Here is an 18302-nt window from a genome sequence, read left to right on the forward strand (position 1 = left end):
TTTTACTTTTCTCTTCTTTGCTGGACTATCCGCTTAATAGCCAGTTCTACATTTCCACCTAGTTCAGCGGCAAGCCTCATCACTTCCATTTTCTCCGTTTCCTCGGTGGTATAGGCGAGATATTCATGGGCGGACACTTCTGTGGCATATACCGCCGAATGCGTTCCACCCAAACCAATCCATACTTCCTTGTAAAGCCTTGATGGGTCATTGTTCATGTTGATCGAAAGCACCTGTCCCTTCTCCTTATCCGTAAGTCCGAGCATAGCCTGTATATCATCGAACTTGTTCATGTATTTGCGCTGGTCAAGCAGAATTTTACAATCGGAGTTGTTAATGATGCTTTCCTTGACTATAGGCGACTGAATGATATCATCGACTTCCTGTGTCACTACGATAGCCTCTCCAAAAAACTTTCTGACCGTTTTGAAGAGATACTTTATATATTCTGCCATTCCCTCTTTGGCAATAGCTTTCCAAGCCTCTTCAATCAGGATGAGCTTTCGGATGCCTTTCAGTCTTCGCATTTTGTTGATGAATACCTCCATAATGATGATGGTCACAATGGGAAACAAAATTTTATGATCTTTGATTGCATCAATTTCAAACACAATGAAGCGTTTGGAAAGCAGGTCTAATTGCTTATCAGAATTGAGCAGGTAGTCGTACTCCCCTCCTTTATAGTAAGGTTCCAGTACGTTCAGAAAATTGGCAATGTCAAAGTCTTTTTCCCGAACCTGTTTTTCTTCCAATACCTTACGATAATCGCCTTGCACATACTCATAAAAACCATTGAAAGAAGGATATGCATCATCCTGTTTTATACGTTCGATATAGCCGCTTACCGCATTGGACAAGGCCACTTCTTCGGAACGGGTCGGCGGTTCATTATCTCGTTTCCAAAGCGTAAGTATCAGGGTTTTGACACTTTCTCTTTTTTCGATGTCGAAAACACCGTCATCGGTATAGAAAGGATTAAAGGCAATAGGATTGTCTTCTGTGTAAGTGAAGTAGACCCCGTCTTCGCCTTTGGTTTTCCCTTTGATAAGTTCACACAGTCCCTGATATGAGTTACCCGTATCAACAAGCAAGACGTGTGCACCTTGCTCATAGTATTGCCGAACCATGTGGTTGGTAAAGAAAGATTTGCCACTTCCCGACGGCCCCAATATAAACTTGTTCCGATTCGTGATAATACCACGCTTCATCGGCAGGTCGGAAATATCCAGATGAATGGGTTTCCCGGTCAGACGGTCTGCCATCTTGATACCAAACGGCGATGGCGAATTATGATAGTTGGTTTCTTCTGTAAAGAAGCACAAAGCCGGCTCAATGAAGGTATAAAAACTTTCTTCACTTGGAAAATCTCCAGCATTTCCCGGCATTCCTGCCCAGTAGAGTGTCGCTACATCGGTGGTATTGTGACGGGGTTTGCATTCCATCAGTGCCAAGGCACTACCGCTGTCGTTCTTTAGGTGTTTAAGTTCACCAAGATCATCCGACCAAGCCATGACGTTGAAGTGAGCCCTGATGGACGACAGTCCGAATGAATGTGCTTCATTCAAATAGCGTTCTATCCATTCTTTATTGATTTGGTTGGCACGGCTATAACGAGCCAATGAGTGCATATTCCTTGCGGACTTTTCAAACTTTTGCAGGTTATCTTCACTGTTATCCAAAAACAGATATTGGTTATAGATGTGATTGCAGCTTAAGAGCAATCCCACTGGAGCAGCAAATGACAAACGGCAGTCGCTTCGGTCGGTAGATAGTTTTTCGAAACGGGTATCTACCGACACGGTTGACGGCAGGTCATCCGTATCAGATAAGGTGTGCAAGCATAATCTTTTGTTGCCTATCCGCACTTCTTCTGCTCCCAATGCGATGTCCTGCATTGATTTCCCTGCTTCCTTTGACAGCGTTAGATACTGTTCGAGTATTCCTTGTTTTTCATCGGTACCAATGATGTCCTCTTCCGAAAGGCGTCTTAGGCCGACAAATCCGCTATCATTTGCAATACGTTCAAACTGTTCCACCCCTTCCATAAAGCGATGGATTACTTCCTTATCCCTGATTTCTTTTGGTATGAGAGCTCCTTTACAAAGCGATGAAAAGTTGCTCTGCATACGCATTCTCTCCTTAGAGGTCTTGGTCAGGAACAGATAACAATAGTGGTTGAGAAAAGGGCGTTCATTAAAATGTTGCTGATAGGATTTACCCAAAAAACTCAAACCATCATCCGCAATGTCGGGCGCATAGTTTTCCTTGATGTACCAGTCCTGTTTATGGATAACCGTATAATCGGGCAAAGACTTGATGGCTTTGTGCCAAGCGGAATGAATGGCTTCATACTCCGCAGAAGCCACCGTGAACAGTTCCGGCAAACGCACTTCAAAACAGGCGGTAATGTCAGCATCCTTTGACAGGATACAATTGTTTTCTACCGCAAGTAAGGGAAACTTATTTTCCAGCGTTGTGATCTTGGCTACATTTCTCATACGACTTTCAATTTAGGGGTGAACCTTAAATAGCGGCGTACCGGCTTACGACAGATGATGTATCGGGGATGCCTTTTTCTTGCACCGATTTTCATTAGCCCATGTTCACCATACTTTTTGTTCAGTGAAAAGGTCTGCCATACTATCAATGAAGCACCGCCTGCTCCAAGAAACAAACAGATATACGAGTTTACGCCGGCCATGTAAAGTATCATCACCAGGATGAGCGTACCAAGCAGTCCACCTGCGAAAATGAACAGGTATTGTGCTTTCAGCCCCTTAAATTCAGCCGTTCTTCCGATGCCTTTATTGATATTGTAATTCATAAGACAAGGGATTAAAGGAAGAATGAACGCAAAATGGTTGCTGCAACAATCAAAAAGATACAGGCACCAAACCAGCTTGCAGCCGTCTTGCTTGTATCAGGATCACCTGAACTGAATTTGCCATACACTTTAACACCCCCTATAAGGCCTACCACTGCCCCAATGGCGTAAATTAGCTGTGTAGCAGGATCAAAATAAGAAGTTACCATTTGGGTAGCCTCGGTTATACCTGCTGAACCATCTCCTTGTGCAAATGCACCAAAGCCTGACAGCATTACCATTATTGCAAGCAGGACTTTTTTTCTTTGTTTTTCCATGATTTGAATGAATTAATTTGTTACTTATTCCTGCTCGTTGCAGGATTTCGGAACAAATTTGTCACGGAAATTGCGATGTTAAAATGAAGTAGCTTTTAGAGGAATTATTTGGCAGTAAGTGGCATTACAAATAGCATTTTAATGTCTTAACCTCTCTAATTTTTTATGTAGTTAACGTGTTTCATCTGCTAGTTAATCAGAAGACAAAGATGATTGGGGTAAATATAATAGTTTTGGATGATCAGTTAATCCAATCGAACTTGTTGTGTGGTTATTGGCGTCGGTAAAGGTTATACAGGTGGTTCTACTAAATACTATCCTATCCTTAATTATAATAGACAGAATTATAGTCGATGGAATATAGAAACTATTGCAAAATGTACTGGAATTGTTAATAGCTCGGGGTTCTCCCCAAAGCATATATTGAAGAAAGAAATGATTCAACACAAATAATTAGGTTTACAATATAAGTCATAAAAGGTCAACTACTATGTGATATAATAATACTTCCTTGCCATTTCTTAAATGTTTAGCCTTTCCTATTTTGATATCTGTATATGGGTAGTCATTTATTTCTTCAAAAGACAAAAATTGATATTGATAAGTATGTTTGGAAATGAAGGTGGTGTATTTATTCCAAAATTCACTAAATTTTTTAGCTGACGAATAAACTAAAATAAAATTGCATTCAAGACCAGAAGTATCATATGTAAAAATCTTATTTATATGAAGTATTGTGTAATCAGTTTTAAGTGAATCTAAATTTAAAGCCTCAAAATTGTAAAAGGGGAACCTTTTTTGTCATAAATAAAAATATCGATTTCTCCAGCTGATTTACCAGCCACTGATGTACTCCATCTCGTTTGATCTTTTGTGTTGTAATCACTAGCTTCCAATATAGAAGCTATGAAAGTATTTCTATCATCTTCTGAATAATTTCCACGGTATATTCTATTTCCTTGAAGTTTTATTCACGCACTGATAAGCTTATCAGTAAATTCTCTGCTTGAAGGAGTTTTTAGTTCTTCAATTACATTTAAAAAATCCAAAGTACTTCTACTCTTTTTTATTTTCAGTAATGTTTCATCTATGCTACTATAACTTCTTTGTGGAAATAAGTTTTTAAGAGATCGCCTTATTGAATCAGATTCAGCCTTCTCATTAGAATCTTGATTACTTGCTAACTCTTTGAGGTAATTTATGTAGTTAAAACTGGAGTTAAACTTGTCAGTTTTAATAGCTAGTTACAAAGAGTAGGCTTGTAATGTTTTTTTTGCCCATTTTCCCCAGTCTTTCAAAGCATCCAAAAGTGTTTTGTTTAGTTCTTTATTGTCGGTAGGTTTACCTTTAATTGGTGGAGCTAAATCTTTGTCAGAAACTGGAATTTCAGTAACTTTTGTGGCAAACCATGTCATATTTTCATGTGGCATTGCCAAGCCTAAAATTGTTCCAGGTAAGCCTGTAAAAGATTCAGGACCGCCTGAGAATGGAATTTGAATAGTGTAATAGGCAACAACATAAACTGAATCGAGAACTATAGCATTTGCTCTGCGGCATTCATAACCTGCAATTTCTCTTGTTTCATCGGTAATTTTCCAATCAATTTTGCGTAAACTGTCTTTAACTAAGTATAAATCGTCATAAACATTTTTTTGTGTAATACTGGTTTTTGTATCAAGATCTGTGGCAATAACATTTTTTAAATTAGCCATTGCATCGTCACCAATCCAACTGTTGGCTGCTGATTGATTTGTTTCATCCCATTTGTATAAACTCTTGTTTTTTGAAAAACTGAGAATGCTTTTTGTAATTTTAAATTGTGGATTGGTTTTTTTATAACTTTCAAAAGCAGCTTGATAATAACTATCCGTTTCTCCTTTTATTTTTTTTGTAATCAATGCATACATATTCGATTTTTTCTCAAATTCGATTACGCCATTTTGTACAAAGTGGTTGTTTTGTGCAAAAGTATTGCAGCTTGTCAATACAATTATTAAAATTAAGATGCGATTTATTATTGTTTTCATGGTTTTAGTTTTGTTTAATTTCTCCTCCGCCCATTTTGCTGAAATCCCAGCTTACAGAGAACATAATGTATCTTTGTATAGTGGTATAAGTACTTTGGTTGATATTTCCATTGAATGCAGAACGATTAAATCCTACATTTTGGTTCAAAAGATCTCTTCCCGTTATTGAAACTCTTAAATTATCTGATTTTAAGAATTTTTTGGTGATAGATGCATTCCAAATAAAACGTTCAAAAGTTTCCTGAATCACTTGCGTTTTTCCATTATATTGATAATTACCATCTGTGCTAATTTCTAGTTTGAAAGGTAATTCTATACTAGTCCAGAAATTTCCATTAAAACCCCAGCCATTGCTATCACTATTTTCGTTAATGCTTGCATCAGCAACGTTGTAAGTAGGTCCGAAGTTAGTATTAAAATTGTATTTTTTTTCTTTATACTTTGATAAGTTTAAATTAAAGGAATAACTTGAATTTTTAGTTTGATTCAGTTTTGTATTGATGTAATTATAGTCTACATTTTTGTTGGCACTTAAACCAATTCCAGCTGTCATGTCTATGGCTTTGATTGTTTTGCCAAAATTAGTATTCAAATAATAACTTGTTGCAGCTTTGTTTTTTAGGTTTACAAATTGTGATATACTTTGTCCTCTGTCATTTGTAACCACATTACTTATTATTGGATCTACCGTAAAATTATACGATCCATTAACCGAAAAATATTGATTGCTAAGTACTTTATACGAATAATAATTTCCTCTAAAATTATTTCTAAAAGAAGGATCTAAATTTGGATTACCCAAAATCGTATTTAATTGGTTTAGATTATTTGGTATCGGCTGTATTTGATCTAGTGTCGGCTGGTCAGTGTTTCCGTTATACGATAGACGCAGTACTTCTCTTTGTTTAAAATTATATTGATAGTTTATCTGAGGCATATAGTTGATAAATTTTTGCTTAAAAGAACTATCTGTATAAACATCATATTGTTCAAAGTTTACACCACTAATTTTAGAACCAAAAGAAAAAACAGTTTTATTTTTTTTGTAATTAAAAATCGCTCCAAGTTGGTTTATCGTTTGGTCTAATTCATAATTATTACTAAAGATGGGATCCAAAACATTATAATCGCCATTTGAAGACTGATTAAAAGATTTACGATCAGCTTTTCCTTTACTATTGTTGAATCCATAATTAAGAATTACAGTTAGACTTTTGGATAACGGTTCGGTATAGATTAAATTTGATTTAAAAGCTGTATTGCTAATATTATTGATTTTATTTTGATCGACTACTTTGGTGCTATCTGGACTAATTACGGATGGTGTAAAAAATTCAGCTCTAGAATTTAAATAACCATCACTTTTGCTATCTGTATTTGATTGGCTTAAATTAAGAGATAATGTTCGGCCCGTTTTTTTAAGTCTTTTGGTTAATAAAGTATTTATATTAAATATTTTATCATCAACATCGTTTGTAGTTGTCTGTTTCGAATTATTCAATTGGTTACCTTGTTCGTCAGTACCTTTTCGTATTTCTGCATCACTTGAATTACTATTTTTAAATAATCCATCTACATTTAATTTTAAAGTTAAAGTAGTATCAATTTTAATTTCATAAGCTAGATCAAGTTTATTTTTAGTCATGTTTTTCTCAAAACTCTTGTCTGAAGTATTATAAATACTACTAGAACTTAAATTTTGCTGGTTAATATCATTGCGATTTCCTGAAAGTTTGATATCGCCGATTTTATAATTTATATTGATAGATTCTTTATCGTTGTTCCATTTATTGTCAAAATGAATTCCGCCAGTTTGAGCTACTGGAATTCCTTCACCATTAAATTGTCCATCCCAACTATCTAATTCATCATTTCCATTGTTTGAAAAACTAATACCGCCGTCATCAGTTACTTGATAACTACTTTGGCCATATTTATCTTTATCTCCCCATCCTAATCCTACTTGTCCGGTGTTGCCTAAAATGCCATAAGCTGCTAATTTTTTCTTATCCCAAAACTTATTAAACATGGCTTGACCTTTGTAAAAATTATCAGTTCCTCCTCCGAGTTCTACTTTCCCGAAATGACCATTTTTTTTGTCTTCTTTAAGTTTAACATTTAGAGTTTTGGTTTTCTGACCATCATCAATTCCTGTAAAAGCGGCCTGATCACTTTTTTTGTCGTACAATTGTACTTTATCAACCATGTCCGCACGTAGATTTTTTGTAACTAAAGTTGGATCGTCTCCAAAAAATTCTTCACCATCAACCAAAACTTTGGTTACAGTTTCGCCTTGAGCGGTAATTTTTCCATCCTTATCAATTTGTATTCCTGGGAATTGTTTTATCAGATCTTCCACTTTTGCATTAGGTTCTATTTTAAATGCTTTTGGATCAAATTCTAACGTATCTCCTTTGATTTTCATGGCGGCTCTATTGCCTTTTATAATTACTTCGGATAGTAATCTTCCTTTATCAGCCAAATTAATTTTACCATAATCTTGGATTAACTTTGTGGAATCAACAGGAAATTGATCCACAAAATCTGCATATTTGGGATAAGAAACCAGTAAAATAAATTTACCGGCTTTAATATTATTGAACTCAAAATAACCATTTTCTTTGGCTCGGGTAAATTTTATTAAAATGGAATCTTGTGCTCTTAACAAAGAGACTGATGCATTCGTTAAAGTAGTATTGTTTATGGTATCTGTTACATATCCTTTAACTGTGCCTGATCTTTGTGCCTGCAAAGTATTTGATAAAAAAAGAAAGCAACATAATAGTAGAATTGTTTGTCTCATTAATTGGTTGTGGTTTTTTGAAAAGAGGCATTATTGTTCTATTCTATTTTTTGAGAAATAGAACTAAAATGCACTTGTTGTGTGATTTGTTTTTGGATTAAGCAAGATTGTAGATTCTACAATTGAAATTGAAATAGCACCTTTTGATACAGGTTTGCTGAAGTATAGTGACTTGATTTTTTGAAATTCATAATTTTTTTGCGTGGTTTTGGTTGCTAGCGGTGTAAATTTTAACGATTTTAATTAATGATTGTCACTATAATAGTTAAACATGAATATAGTTCAAAAATAAATAAAAATACTACAATATTAATAAAGACTTTACTTTTATTGTCATGATTAATTATTTATACTTATAATCATGTTTTTTTGCCAATATTTTCAATGTTATGCTGATCTTAAATTCTTGAATGGAGGTTCATCTACGTTGATTACGATTTCGCTCTGATTATCTGCAGAGTGCTGCTGGAACTACTAATATTATAGTTGGCTATGTTCTTCCATTTGATCTAATAAAATTATATAGTATGATAATGGACATGCAAACAAAAAGTAGAGACTAAGGTAAGAAGTATATCTTTCATAAAAAAAATGATGATCCTTGATGGAGTTCGAACCGAAATTGCCCTCAAATACTAACTTTGTAAAACAGAAAAAATTTCGAAAGGATTTTTGAACCATAAAAAAAGCCTGAGGATCTTATGTTCTCAGGCTTTTGCTTTTTTATAGTGACCATGAATGGATTTAAACCAAATTAATTTGACATACAACTTACTCACACAAACTCCCCAATATCAAAATCCTGCAAATCCTTTTTCCGCAAAATGGAAGAACCGGAATTAGTTTCAGAAGAAAGGCTCCCGTCCAACAGCTCCGCTATTTTACGGGAAGCACTTTCCATAGAATTTTCCAGTAGGCTGAATAATTCGGTTCCCTGTATCTTCTGAACTATAGCAACTGCAGTTTCCTTTTGGGATGGCTCCAATTTTTCTTTTTTCAACAACATCCCCACGGTGCTTAGTTCTTCAAAGGTAACCCCTTGGGCAAAACCGTCATTCCCACCAAATATTCCATACCTGTTCCATTCTTCTTCCTCTTCATCAAAATCAGGCATATTTTCTAAAACTTCGTCCAGCTCTTCCTGCGGAATTTGCAAATCGACCTCTTCATAGTCGATTTCAATATCAAAAATATCTATTCTCATGTCCTGCTTTTTATTTTGGCTTTCAGTGGCATCCTTTGGCATCGAAAGACTTCTCATTGGTTTGGGTTGCCCCATAATATCTGGCAGGTTCTGATTAATTTTTTTCTGTTTTGACCTTTGTTGCGATATTTTTTTGATTACAATCTTGTCCTGCAATAACAGGATAATAACAATGAGCTGACATATAACAATTACTGCTTCCATAGTCATAAAATAGGTTTGTATTTATCATTAAAACTTGTGGTGATCTGCTCACCAAACTCCTGAAAGTGATATTCGAGAAGATTGTCCAAGTAGGCATAAATGGTTATCTTATCTTCGCCAATAACTTGTACAATTCGGGACAGTTTTTCATGAAAATCAGGTCGGATATATACCGTTTTGCCATCACGGGCATTGGTAACAGTCTTTTTAAAAAATATATTTTTATAATCCTGATCATTTACCTTCTTCCCTCTGTTTCGTTCCTTCGCTAAAGGCTTTTCATGGAATGTTTTTACCAGAATTTCGGATTCTTCTTGGGGAAGTTCCAATCCCTCCTTTTTTACTCCATCAACCATTAAATTCATCATTAACTCTTCGTTGATTTCAGGAATTATTTTTTTCTTATTGTCTTTTTCCATCGTATTACAATTGAACGATTCTTAAAAATTCTGTCATAAACTGATCTAATCGGCAAGAGTTCATCAAGCGTTCATCGGGTGGCATTAAAGTTGACCGAAAAACAGTCTTTGCGCCAACTTCACTTTCCTTGCGAAAACGTGTACTGTTCATGATTTGAGATTGCATCAAGCTTAATCCCAACTCGCCAATAAGTTTATTATAAACATCGTACAAAGGCGAACGTTCTCGACCATCTACCTGATTCCAAAACAGGTTAATGGTTTCAATGGAGGTTTCTCCTTTTTTCATAATAACATCCTTCATCAGCTGGCTAAAAACAAGCGTACTTTCCATAACTACACGATCTGCTATAATAGGCGTAAAAATATGGTGCATCCCTGACAAAGCTTTCAAAATACCAGGAGTGTTAACTGTTCCCGGCAGGTCAAAAAAGATAAAATCAACCGGAACGGGAGCAGATTCTAAAAAATCATTCGCCGCCTCCAATACCCCATCAGCCTTATGTTGAATGATCTGATAAGCTTTTTTGTTAATGGTCGTAAATTGTTTGAAAGCCGCTCTTTTTAAAAACTCATTTTCCATAACCATAGCCAAATCTCGAGTTTTCATTTTCATTAAACTATGTTGTGGGAAATCGGCATCGAATACTGCGACATTGAAACCCAAGCGATAATGCAAATTACTGGCCACAAGAGCTGTAAATGTGCTTTTGCCTACGCCTCCCTTTTGGGAAGAAAAAGCAATGAATACTGTTTTGTGTTCTGTTTTCATTTTTAATTGTATTTAATATTCACTTATATCTCTACATATTTATATACAAATCCATTGTTAGCCATACTCATGCAATTTTTTGTAGAGCTATGTACGTAGAACTCTACTTGAACTCATAAATATGTATATATATCTTTAAGTACCAATACATTTAGGCATCTATCTTTAGAAATAATTATATATATACCCATATCTGTAAATTTGTACTTATGCAACCATGTGAATATATATTCTCACCTGCAAGTATCCACATCAGTACGCCTACACATAGATAAGTAACTACATGCTTACTAACGTCCCTACATTGGTACGTACCAACATACCTAACTGCCTACATACACATTCAGGTACAAAGAAATGCAGATATATAAGTACTTATTCTATACTGGAACATATCAGCGTTCATTGGCACTATTTGGCATTAAGACGCTCTGCAATATTCTCATAAAGAGAGATTTACTTTGTAATGTGATTTTATTAATGGTTTTATGCATAAGCCTTTTGACATATCAGTGAGTAAGGGAAACGGCCTGAAGCCGTTTTTCCCTGCTACATTTAATCCGTCCCGCAGGGCGGATTTTTGTGTTCGCCAGAACACGGCAAGTTGTGTTTTGAGGCACTCGAAACCGAGTTCGTGCCTCAAAACAACTTGCCCTGCCGGGAACTGAAAACCCTTCCGAAGTCAGGCTTTTTTTGTTGAAGTTAAAAATGGATTAATGATGAAAGAAAACAATAACAGAAAACAGAATAAAGGCGGACGAACTCCTAAGACCGATCCGAGTATTCACCGTCATGTTTTTCGCCTTACAGACGAAGAAAACGCGAAATTATTATCGCTTTTTGAAGCATCAGGAATGGCCAATAAAGCAAAATTTATCATCTCCGTACTGTTTGGTAAAGAGATTAAAACTGTCAAAATTGACAAGGCCACGTTGGATTTTTATATGCGGTTGACTTCCTTTCACAGTCAATTCCGATCCATTGGCGTGAATTACAACCAGATTGTAAAGTTACTGTACCGCAATTTTTCAGAGAAAAAAGCGTCCGCGTATCTCTACAAATTGGAAAAACAGACGGCTGAAATGGCTGTGTTATGTCAAAAAATCATTCAGCTCACAGAAGAATTTGAAGCAAATCATTTGAAAAAACAGTATTGAAATGATAGCAAAAATTGGTAGAGCAAGCAATTTATATGGAGCTTTGGCATACAATCAGCTCAAAGTGGAGAAAGAGAACGGACAAATTCTTTTTACCAATAGGATAATTGAAACACCTCAAGGTCTTTATTCCGTGGCTCAATTGATTCGATCTTTCGAACCTTATCTGATAGCCAATCGCAATACCGAAAAACCAACTTTGCACATTTCTCTCAATCCCGACCCCAAGGATAATGTAAGTGATGAAAATTTTAAATTGATGGCTGAGAACTATATGAAGGAGATGGGTTATGGCGAACAGCCTTTTGTGGTGTTCAAACATACCGATATTGATCGCGCACATATCCATATAGTATCCGTCTGTATAGATGAAGAAGGTAGAAAGATTTCGGATAAGTTTGAAAAAAGACGGTCTATGAACGTATGTCGTGAGTTAGAAAACAAATACGGTCTGATACCGGCAACGGAGAAAGGGCACAAGCAAAATGACACTATTTTCCATCCTGTGAATTACCAAGCAGGAGATATAAAAAGCCAGATTGCTTCAGTTGTCCGTCATCTCCCTAAGTATTATAATTTCCAAACATTAGGCGAATACAATGCACTGCTCTCCCTGTTCAATATTACCACCGAAAAAGTGGAAGGCGAACTACAGGGAAAAATCCGGCATGGATTATTATATATCCCTTTAAATGAAAAAGGAGAAAGATCCAGGCATCCATTCAAGGCTTCCCTATTCGGTAAAAATGCAGGGCTCCCTTCTTTGGAATTGCATTTTGAAGGATCAAAGAAAGCCCTAAAAGACCATACAGCAAAACCAGCTATCAAATCTGCGATTTCAATTGCCTTGCAATCGACAAAGGATGAAAAAAGCTTTAAGAAGCAATTAGCTGAAAATGGAATTAACGTAATTGACCGCAGAAATGATACAGGGCGCATTTATGGAATGACTTTTATCGACCACAATTCCAGAACAGTATGGAACGGCTCCCGTCTAGAAAAGGAATTTTCAGCTAATGCCTTTAATGACTATTGGAATAATAATATCAAACCGAGAATAAAAGACCTCAAAGAACCTCAGCCAAAAAGATCGCAACACAGCAAAATGGAAGACCTACCTACCGAAAAGCCTCACGAATTATTTGGTTTTCTAAATAAAGAAGTTCCTCCTTTCAACACAAATGAAACTGGTATCATGGAAAGTTTTGGAGGGTTGCTGACTACATCACAAGGTGAAGATTACGAGGAAATGGATTTTGCCAATAAGATGAAGAAGAAAAGAAAACGCCAAAGAGGCCAGCAATAACAATCAGCCAAATACCGCCACGCACTGCCAATGTGTACCACATTTTATAGGCTGCCTTCATAGTCCATAAATTCCCTCACGAACATTAAAAATCAAAATAATGCAGGGAGAAGACGATTTAAGAGGTTTAGCCAAAATAATGTCTTTTATGAGGGCTGTAAGCATTCTGATAGTGCTGATGCACTTTTATTGGTACTGCTATGGCTTTTTTCTTGAAAAGGGATGGACAATGGAAATTATTAATAAGATATTGATTAAGTTCCAAAAGACTGCCAGTTTGTTCTCACATACCCTTTACACCAAAATATTTGCCATAATTCTGCTGGCCTTAAGCTGTCTTGGAACCAAAGGCGTGAAGAATGAGAAAATAACCTTGCCTAAAATTCATATAACTTTTGGAATTGGATTTGTGATGTTCTTTCTGAACACCCCATTCTTGAAGTTATCGCCAATTATAGGAACTTTCATTTATATGGTCACATCGGCTTTAGGATATATTGCCTTATTAATGGCGGGCGTATGGACGCACCGATTACTGAACAATAACCTGATGGACGATATTTTCAACAATGAGAATGAAAGTTTTATGCAGGAAACTAAATTAATGCAAAATGAATATTCCGTAAACTTACCCACCAAATTCTGGTACAATAAAAAAGAGCATAATGGCTGGATCAATATCGTTAACCCTTTTAGGGCAACCATTGTATTGGGAACACCCGGTTCGGGTAAATCGTATGCTGTTGTAAACAACTACATCAAACAGCATATTGAAAAAGGTTTTTCAATGTATATCTATGATTTCAAATTTGACGACCTATCTACAATTGCCTATAACCATTTGCTAAAGCATACTGATAAGTACAAGGTAAAACCGAAATTTTACATCATTAATTTTGATGACCCTAGAAAAAGCCACCGTTGTAACCCAATAAATCCAGATTTTATGACTGATATATCCGATGCATACGAATCAGCCAATACGATAATGCTAAATCTTAACAGAAGTTGGATACAGAAGCAGGGGGATTTCTTTGTAGAATCTCCAATCATCTTATTGGCGGCCATTATTTGGTTTCTTAAAATCTATGAAAACGGTAAATATTGTACGTTTCCTCACGCCATAGAATTATTAAACAAAAAGTATTCGGAAGTATTTACGATCCTGACTTCCTATTCTGATCTGGAAAATTATCTATCGTCATTTATGGATGCATGGCAAGGAGGCGCGCAAGACCAGCTGCAGGGACAGATAGCATCGGCAAAAATTCCTTTGTCAAGAATGATCTCACCCCAATTATATTGGGTTATGACCGGAGATGACTTTTCACTGGACATAAATAATCCCCAAGAACCTAAGATACTATGCGTAGGCAATAATCCTGACCGTCAAAATATCTATTCAGCAGCGTTGGGATTATACAATTCTAGAATTATAAAACTCATCAATAAGAAAGGGCAATTAAAAAGTTCTGTAATTATAGATGAGCTTCCCACCATCTATTTTAGAGGACTGGATAACCTTATTGCGACTGCAAGAAGCAATAAAGTCTCAGTATGTTTGGGATTTCAGGATTATTCGCAATTAACCCGTGATTATGGGGACAAGGAAAGCAAAGTAATTCAAAATATCGTGGGTAACATATTCAGTGGCCAAGTTGTTGGTGAAACTGCCAAAAACCTTTCCGAACGCTTCGGTAAAGTGTTACAAAAACGCCAGAGTCTTACTATTAACCGTAATGACAAATCTACTTCCATATCTACGCAATTGGATAGTTTAATACCAGCCTCGAAAATTTCGACCTTAACACAGGGAGTATTTGTGGGGGCAGTATCCGATAATTTTGATGAACGTATCGAACAGAAAATTTTTCACGCCGAAATTGTTGTAGATAAAAGTAAAGTAGCTTCAGAAACTAAGTCGTATCAAAAAATACCGGAAATTTTAACTTTTGTAGATGAACATGGAGAAGACAAAATGAAACAGGAAATTGAAACCAACTACCGGAGAATAAAACAAGATATTGTTCTGGTTATTGAAACTGAGTTGGAGCGTATTAAGAATGATCCTGATTTGCAACATTTGGTGCAAAAGGATCACCCCAGAGACAACATATAATCGCATAAAAGAGAATCTATCTCGGCTCTCTATCCGGTCCAGCCATCTTCCCTCCACGCAAAAAGTTTTCGATATTTTATAAATATCATACTTACCACAAAAATAAAGCACACTTATAGTGTTGTGCTCCAAAAAAGCTAGATATTATTTAGTTGACTTAGGATCATTTTGTAAGCAGTATAAACAACTTAACTACAAACACATCAAGATTTCGCAAAAAACGTTTTATATGGAAAAACCTTTTCCTTGGCAAATGGTTAAGAAGCCGTTGAAAATATTATAGCATAATTATAATACATTATTTAGACATATTAAAATGGAGTATTTTCCTCTCAGCATCATGTATACATTCATCAAACGAATCTGTTTTATCAAAAACTAATTGCTCAGTAAATTTCTTTTTAGCAGTGTTATAAAAACTACGCAAAATGAAATCAATAAACATGTTAGGAGTTAATGGAACTGAGAGAGGTATTCGGCAATTTTTGTATTGACCAATAGTCATATGCGAATTAGGATGCTCAACTGGAATATGATTTACTGGATCATAGTCAAACCTTATAGGTGTGCTAACTATATTTTTGCTTATTACATCTGCATAAATTTCATCCAACTCATAAATTTCACTATTATTTTGAAATTCTTCTAGATTAGGTGAAGGAAAAAAAGCTAATCTGCACTTTTTTAACATTCCATTAGACTTATCAAAATTATACATCAATTGTATTAAAGCACCATCCATCATCTTAATGTTAAAGTTTTTTTCTTGCTCTAATGTGGTATAAATTTCATTATATGACAAATTCTTCAAAGCTATGGAAAGATCATGATTTCCAGATATATAAACTGAACCATCCTTTTCTGATGGAAAATTTTGTTCTTCAGAAAGACTAGCTCCAATTAATTTAGATGTAACATCATTTATTTGACGTATAACCTGTTCTATTGTCATACAAGTTTCTGAATTTGTGATATCAAATCTCTATCTAAATCTTCTTTCTGAATTTTTCCTTCTTTAAGATCTTTCAGTAATTCTACAAGATTTTTTTGATTCTTTTGAATACTGTTTTTTTCTTGCTCTGACATATCTCTATTCACTATATTCATATGCTTACGTTCTTCTGAAGTAGGATATCGAAAACTTAAAGTAAAATCATTCTCTTTTACCTTTTCAAATTCTGTTTCTAGCCTTTTCATGTCTGTGCCATATCCGCAAACTCTAAGCCAAGCTTTACTTCTAGTCATTGCAGTAAATAGAATATTCCTTTTTTTTGCTAATTCTACTCCATCATAGCAATATTGCGAATTAATTACATATACCATTGCAGCCTCATTTCCTTTAGCTCTGTATATACCCGTAAAGGTAATAGTATCATGATCATAAAATATGTCTGGTGAAGCAGTAACACCAGCTAAACTGGAGTTAATACCTTTATCATATAATTTCTGTCTAAAGGCACCTACTAATTTTTTAGTAGTTAAGGGATCAGGATTAATTACCATAATATCATCAAGCGTTAATTCATCCTCTGTTAAGTTCTTCTCTATCTGATCTACAATATACTTAACTTGATCCTCATTATCCTCGAACGTTTTAAATACCAACAAATCTTCCTTTGAAGAATGGTTTGATAAAAAATCTGGACTAGTCTCACTAGTTCTTTTTAAAATAACATCTTTCCCTTCTTCCAACGTACCTTTTACAATTTTATACCCCACATCATTCCATAAGTTAGAATTATCGAACATTTGTACTAAACTTTCCTTATATATTCCAAACCCTAAAGCATGCGCACTAGTCAAAATTTCCAAAGAATTTCTATAACACTTATAAAGTATTATATCTTGTTTAGGCTGATTTACTTCATTTACTAGCTTTACAAATGGATTTCCTTTAATATCATTCCCAAATAATTCTTCTGGTGAATCCATTGTTTTAATATTAAGACTCTGAAGCTCGTCATAAGCATACACCAATCTCTTTGGGTCTTTCAAAATACTATAACACATTCTTAAGAATTCTTTTGAAAAATCCTGAGCCTCATCAATTACAATAAGGTCATATTTTTGTTTAAAATCTGTGACTTCATTTATTGCCTTTTCACAGACTTTATCAAATTCTTTTCCATAAATAGGGGAAAATTGCTTAGCTGAATTAAAATCAATGTACTCAATATTATGGTCTTTACAAATATTATAGTATATCCCTTCCGATGAAGATGTTCCCCAAGCATGGATAATTTCAATATTTTTCCAATTCGGTTCTTCATTAATATGTTCATAACTAAACATTCTTATATATTTCCTAAATTGATCTTTTAATGATCTTGTATTAAAAGTTACAGCAATTTTCCATTCTGGATTTTTAGCATGTAAATAAGCTACTTTTAAAGCTAAAATAATAGTTTTTCCAGAACCTGCTAATCCTCTAATTCGTTGTACTCCGTCGACAGTCTCGATTACTGCAGCACTTTGTTGTCTATCTAGGTTAGCGATTGAATCTTCTAATTTCTTTAATATAGCACCCTTAGAGTTTTCCTTGACAACATATTCTCTTGATTTGTTTTTACGTATTGATGTTATAGACTGAATAACTGACAAAAGAGGTTCAAAAAACGCATCTATCGGTGATTTAATTCTTTCTAAATAGCTTTCAACATCTGCATCATTTACACAACAAACATAATCTTCAATCTGCGGAGAAGTTTGAAGTGCAGGGGCATAAGTGACCGTATTTATATTGAATGCTAATTCTCTTCTAGATGTTAAATTTTTATGTTGAAAAAGTTTTGATTTAAGTTTTGTATAATTTTCATCTTGAATATCCTGATAATCACGTGCATCTACTCCTTCAACTAAATTAAAAATTATTAATCCTAATTCTTTTGTTATTAATAGTGCATCAATTTGAAACCCTCCGTCAGAAGTTCCAATTATTGGATATCCCACATAAAGAGTACCAGTCAACTTATCTCTCTTTGATTCAAAGAAAGATGCAAGTTGTCTTGAAGATTCTGGCTTGTTTTTTAAATCTCCTCTAACTATATTAAATTCAACCATCTTTATTTACTAAATTTCATTGTTTTGCAAAAGCAATTATCAACACAAAAATAGAGTATTGAGTTGAAATACAATTTGTTTTTAAACATT

General features: G+C 34.9%; 13 protein-coding genes. 3 read left to right on the top strand and 10 right to left on the bottom strand.

Annotated elements, in window-relative coordinates; genetic code table 11:
* Positions 1-2: 2 nt before the first annotated feature.
* The 8 genes from VLC96_RS03970 to VLC96_RS04005 form a co-directional block, all read right to left on the bottom strand.
* The gene (locus VLC96_RS03970; protein ID WP_325260755.1) at positions 3-2498 is read right to left on the bottom strand and encodes a TraG family conjugative transposon ATPase; all 2496 of its coding nucleotides are present in this window, start codon (positions 2496-2498) and stop codon (positions 3-5) included.
* Positions 2495-2824: a DUF4133 domain-containing protein gene (locus VLC96_RS03975; protein WP_325260756.1), complete on the bottom strand. Its 330-nt coding sequence runs from the start codon at positions 2822-2824 to the stop codon at positions 2495-2497. Before VLC96_RS03975 ends, VLC96_RS03970 begins: the two co-directional genes overlap by 4 nt.
* Positions 2825-2835: 11 nt before the next feature.
* A complete protein-coding gene (locus VLC96_RS03980) occupies positions 2836-3141 on the bottom strand; it encodes a DUF4134 domain-containing protein (RefSeq protein ID WP_325260757.1) in 306 nt (101 codons plus the stop codon).
* Between the two features lie 1244 nt (positions 3142-4385).
* Complete coding sequence (locus VLC96_RS03985; protein ID WP_325260758.1) at positions 4386-5168, bottom strand: GLPGLI family protein; 783 nt, start codon at positions 5166-5168, stop codon at positions 4386-4388.
* 4 nt (positions 5169-5172) lie between these two features.
* Positions 5173-7971 carry an outer membrane beta-barrel family protein gene (locus tag VLC96_RS03990; RefSeq protein WP_325260759.1) on the bottom strand — a complete coding sequence of 933 codons (2799 nt, stop codon included), beginning with the start codon at positions 7969-7971 and terminating at the stop codon, positions 5173-5175.
* A gap of 775 nt (positions 7972-8746) precedes the next feature.
* Positions 8747-9379, bottom strand: a complete 633-nt coding sequence (locus VLC96_RS03995) for a conjugal transfer protein TraD (RefSeq protein ID WP_325260760.1) — start codon at positions 9377-9379, stop codon at positions 8747-8749.
* A gap of 2 nt (positions 9380-9381) precedes the next feature.
* A complete protein-coding gene (locus VLC96_RS04000) occupies positions 9382-9798 on the bottom strand; it encodes a DUF3408 domain-containing protein (protein ID WP_325260761.1) in 417 nt (138 codons plus the stop codon).
* Between the two features lie 4 nt (positions 9799-9802).
* Positions 9803-10570, bottom strand: a complete 768-nt coding sequence (locus VLC96_RS04005; protein WP_325260762.1) for a ParA family protein — start codon at positions 10568-10570, stop codon at positions 9803-9805.
* 719 nt (positions 10571-11289) lie between these two features.
* Between VLC96_RS04005 and mobA the strand changes: the two genes are divergently transcribed.
* The 3 genes from mobA (at position 11290) to mobC (ending at position 15152) form a co-directional block, all read left to right on the top strand.
* Positions 11290-11727 carry a conjugal transfer protein MobA gene (gene mobA / locus VLC96_RS04010; protein WP_325260798.1) on the top strand — a complete coding sequence of 146 codons (438 nt, stop codon included), beginning with the start codon at positions 11290-11292 and terminating at the stop codon, positions 11725-11727.
* 1 nt (position 11728) lies between these two features.
* Entirely contained in the window at positions 11729-13033 is a 1305-nt protein-coding gene (gene mobB / locus VLC96_RS04015) for a conjugal transfer protein MobB (protein WP_325260763.1), read from the top strand.
* Positions 13034-13133: 100 nt separating this feature from the next.
* Positions 13134-15152: a conjugal transfer protein MobC gene (gene mobC, locus VLC96_RS04020; RefSeq protein ID WP_325260764.1), complete on the top strand. Its 2019-nt coding sequence runs from the start codon at positions 13134-13136 to the stop codon at positions 15150-15152.
* Between the two features lie 298 nt (positions 15153-15450).
* On the opposite strand, the gene VLC96_RS04025 is transcribed toward mobC, so the two are convergent.
* Both VLC96_RS04025 and VLC96_RS04030 read right to left on the bottom strand, forming a co-directional pair.
* A complete protein-coding gene (locus VLC96_RS04025; RefSeq protein ID WP_325260765.1) occupies positions 15451-16104 on the bottom strand; it encodes a DUF2290 domain-containing protein in 654 nt (217 codons plus the stop codon).
* Positions 16101-18212, bottom strand: a complete 2112-nt coding sequence (locus tag VLC96_RS04030) for a DEAD/DEAH box helicase (RefSeq protein WP_325260766.1) — start codon at positions 18210-18212, stop codon at positions 16101-16103. Before VLC96_RS04030 ends, VLC96_RS04025 begins: the two co-directional genes overlap by 4 nt.
* Between the last annotated feature and the right edge of the window lie 90 nt (positions 18213-18302).

Source organism: Flavobacterium sp. (genome assembly GCF_035456085.1).
Classification (GTDB): Bacteria; Bacteroidota; Bacteroidia; order Flavobacteriales; family Flavobacteriaceae; genus Flavobacterium.

What these genes read in the sequence shown, in the direction of transcription:
- VLC96_RS03970 (WP_325260755.1), bottom strand. Translation starts at nt 2,498, where the DNA reads ATGAGAAATGTAGCCAAGATCACAACGCTGGAAAATAAGTTTCCCTTA.
- VLC96_RS03975 (WP_325260756.1), bottom strand. Translation starts at nt 2,824, where the DNA reads ATGAATTACAATATCAATAAAGGCATCGGAAGAACGGCTGAATTTAAG.
- VLC96_RS03980 (WP_325260757.1), bottom strand. Translation starts at nt 3,141, where the DNA reads ATGGAAAAACAAAGAAAAAAAGTCCTGCTTGCAATAATGGTAATGCTG.
- VLC96_RS03985 (WP_325260758.1), bottom strand. Translation starts at nt 5,168, where the DNA reads ATGAAAACAATAATAAATCGCATCTTAATTTTAATAATTGTATTGACA.
- VLC96_RS03990 (WP_325260759.1), bottom strand. Translation starts at nt 7,971, where the DNA reads ATGAGACAAACAATTCTACTATTATGTTGCTTTCTTTTTTTATCAAAT.
- VLC96_RS03995 (WP_325260760.1), bottom strand. Translation starts at nt 9,379, where the DNA reads ATGGAAGCAGTAATTGTTATATGTCAGCTCATTGTTATTATCCTGTTA.
- VLC96_RS04000 (WP_325260761.1), bottom strand. Translation starts at nt 9,798, where the DNA reads ATGGAAAAAGACAATAAGAAAAAAATAATTCCTGAAATCAACGAAGAG.
- VLC96_RS04005 (WP_325260762.1), bottom strand. Translation starts at nt 10,570, where the DNA reads ATGAAAACAGAACACAAAACAGTATTCATTGCTTTTTCTTCCCAAAAG.
- mobA (WP_325260798.1), top strand. Translation starts at nt 11,290, where the DNA reads ATGAAAGAAAACAATAACAGAAAACAGAATAAAGGCGGACGAACTCCT.
- mobB (WP_325260763.1), top strand. Translation starts at nt 11,729, where the DNA reads ATGATAGCAAAAATTGGTAGAGCAAGCAATTTATATGGAGCTTTGGCA.
- mobC (WP_325260764.1), top strand. Translation starts at nt 13,134, where the DNA reads ATGCAGGGAGAAGACGATTTAAGAGGTTTAGCCAAAATAATGTCTTTT.
- VLC96_RS04025 (WP_325260765.1), bottom strand. Translation starts at nt 16,104, where the DNA reads ATGACAATAGAACAGGTTATACGTCAAATAAATGATGTTACATCTAAA.
- VLC96_RS04030 (WP_325260766.1), bottom strand. Translation starts at nt 18,212, where the DNA reads ATGGTTGAATTTAATATAGTTAGAGGAGATTTAAAAAACAAGCCAGAA.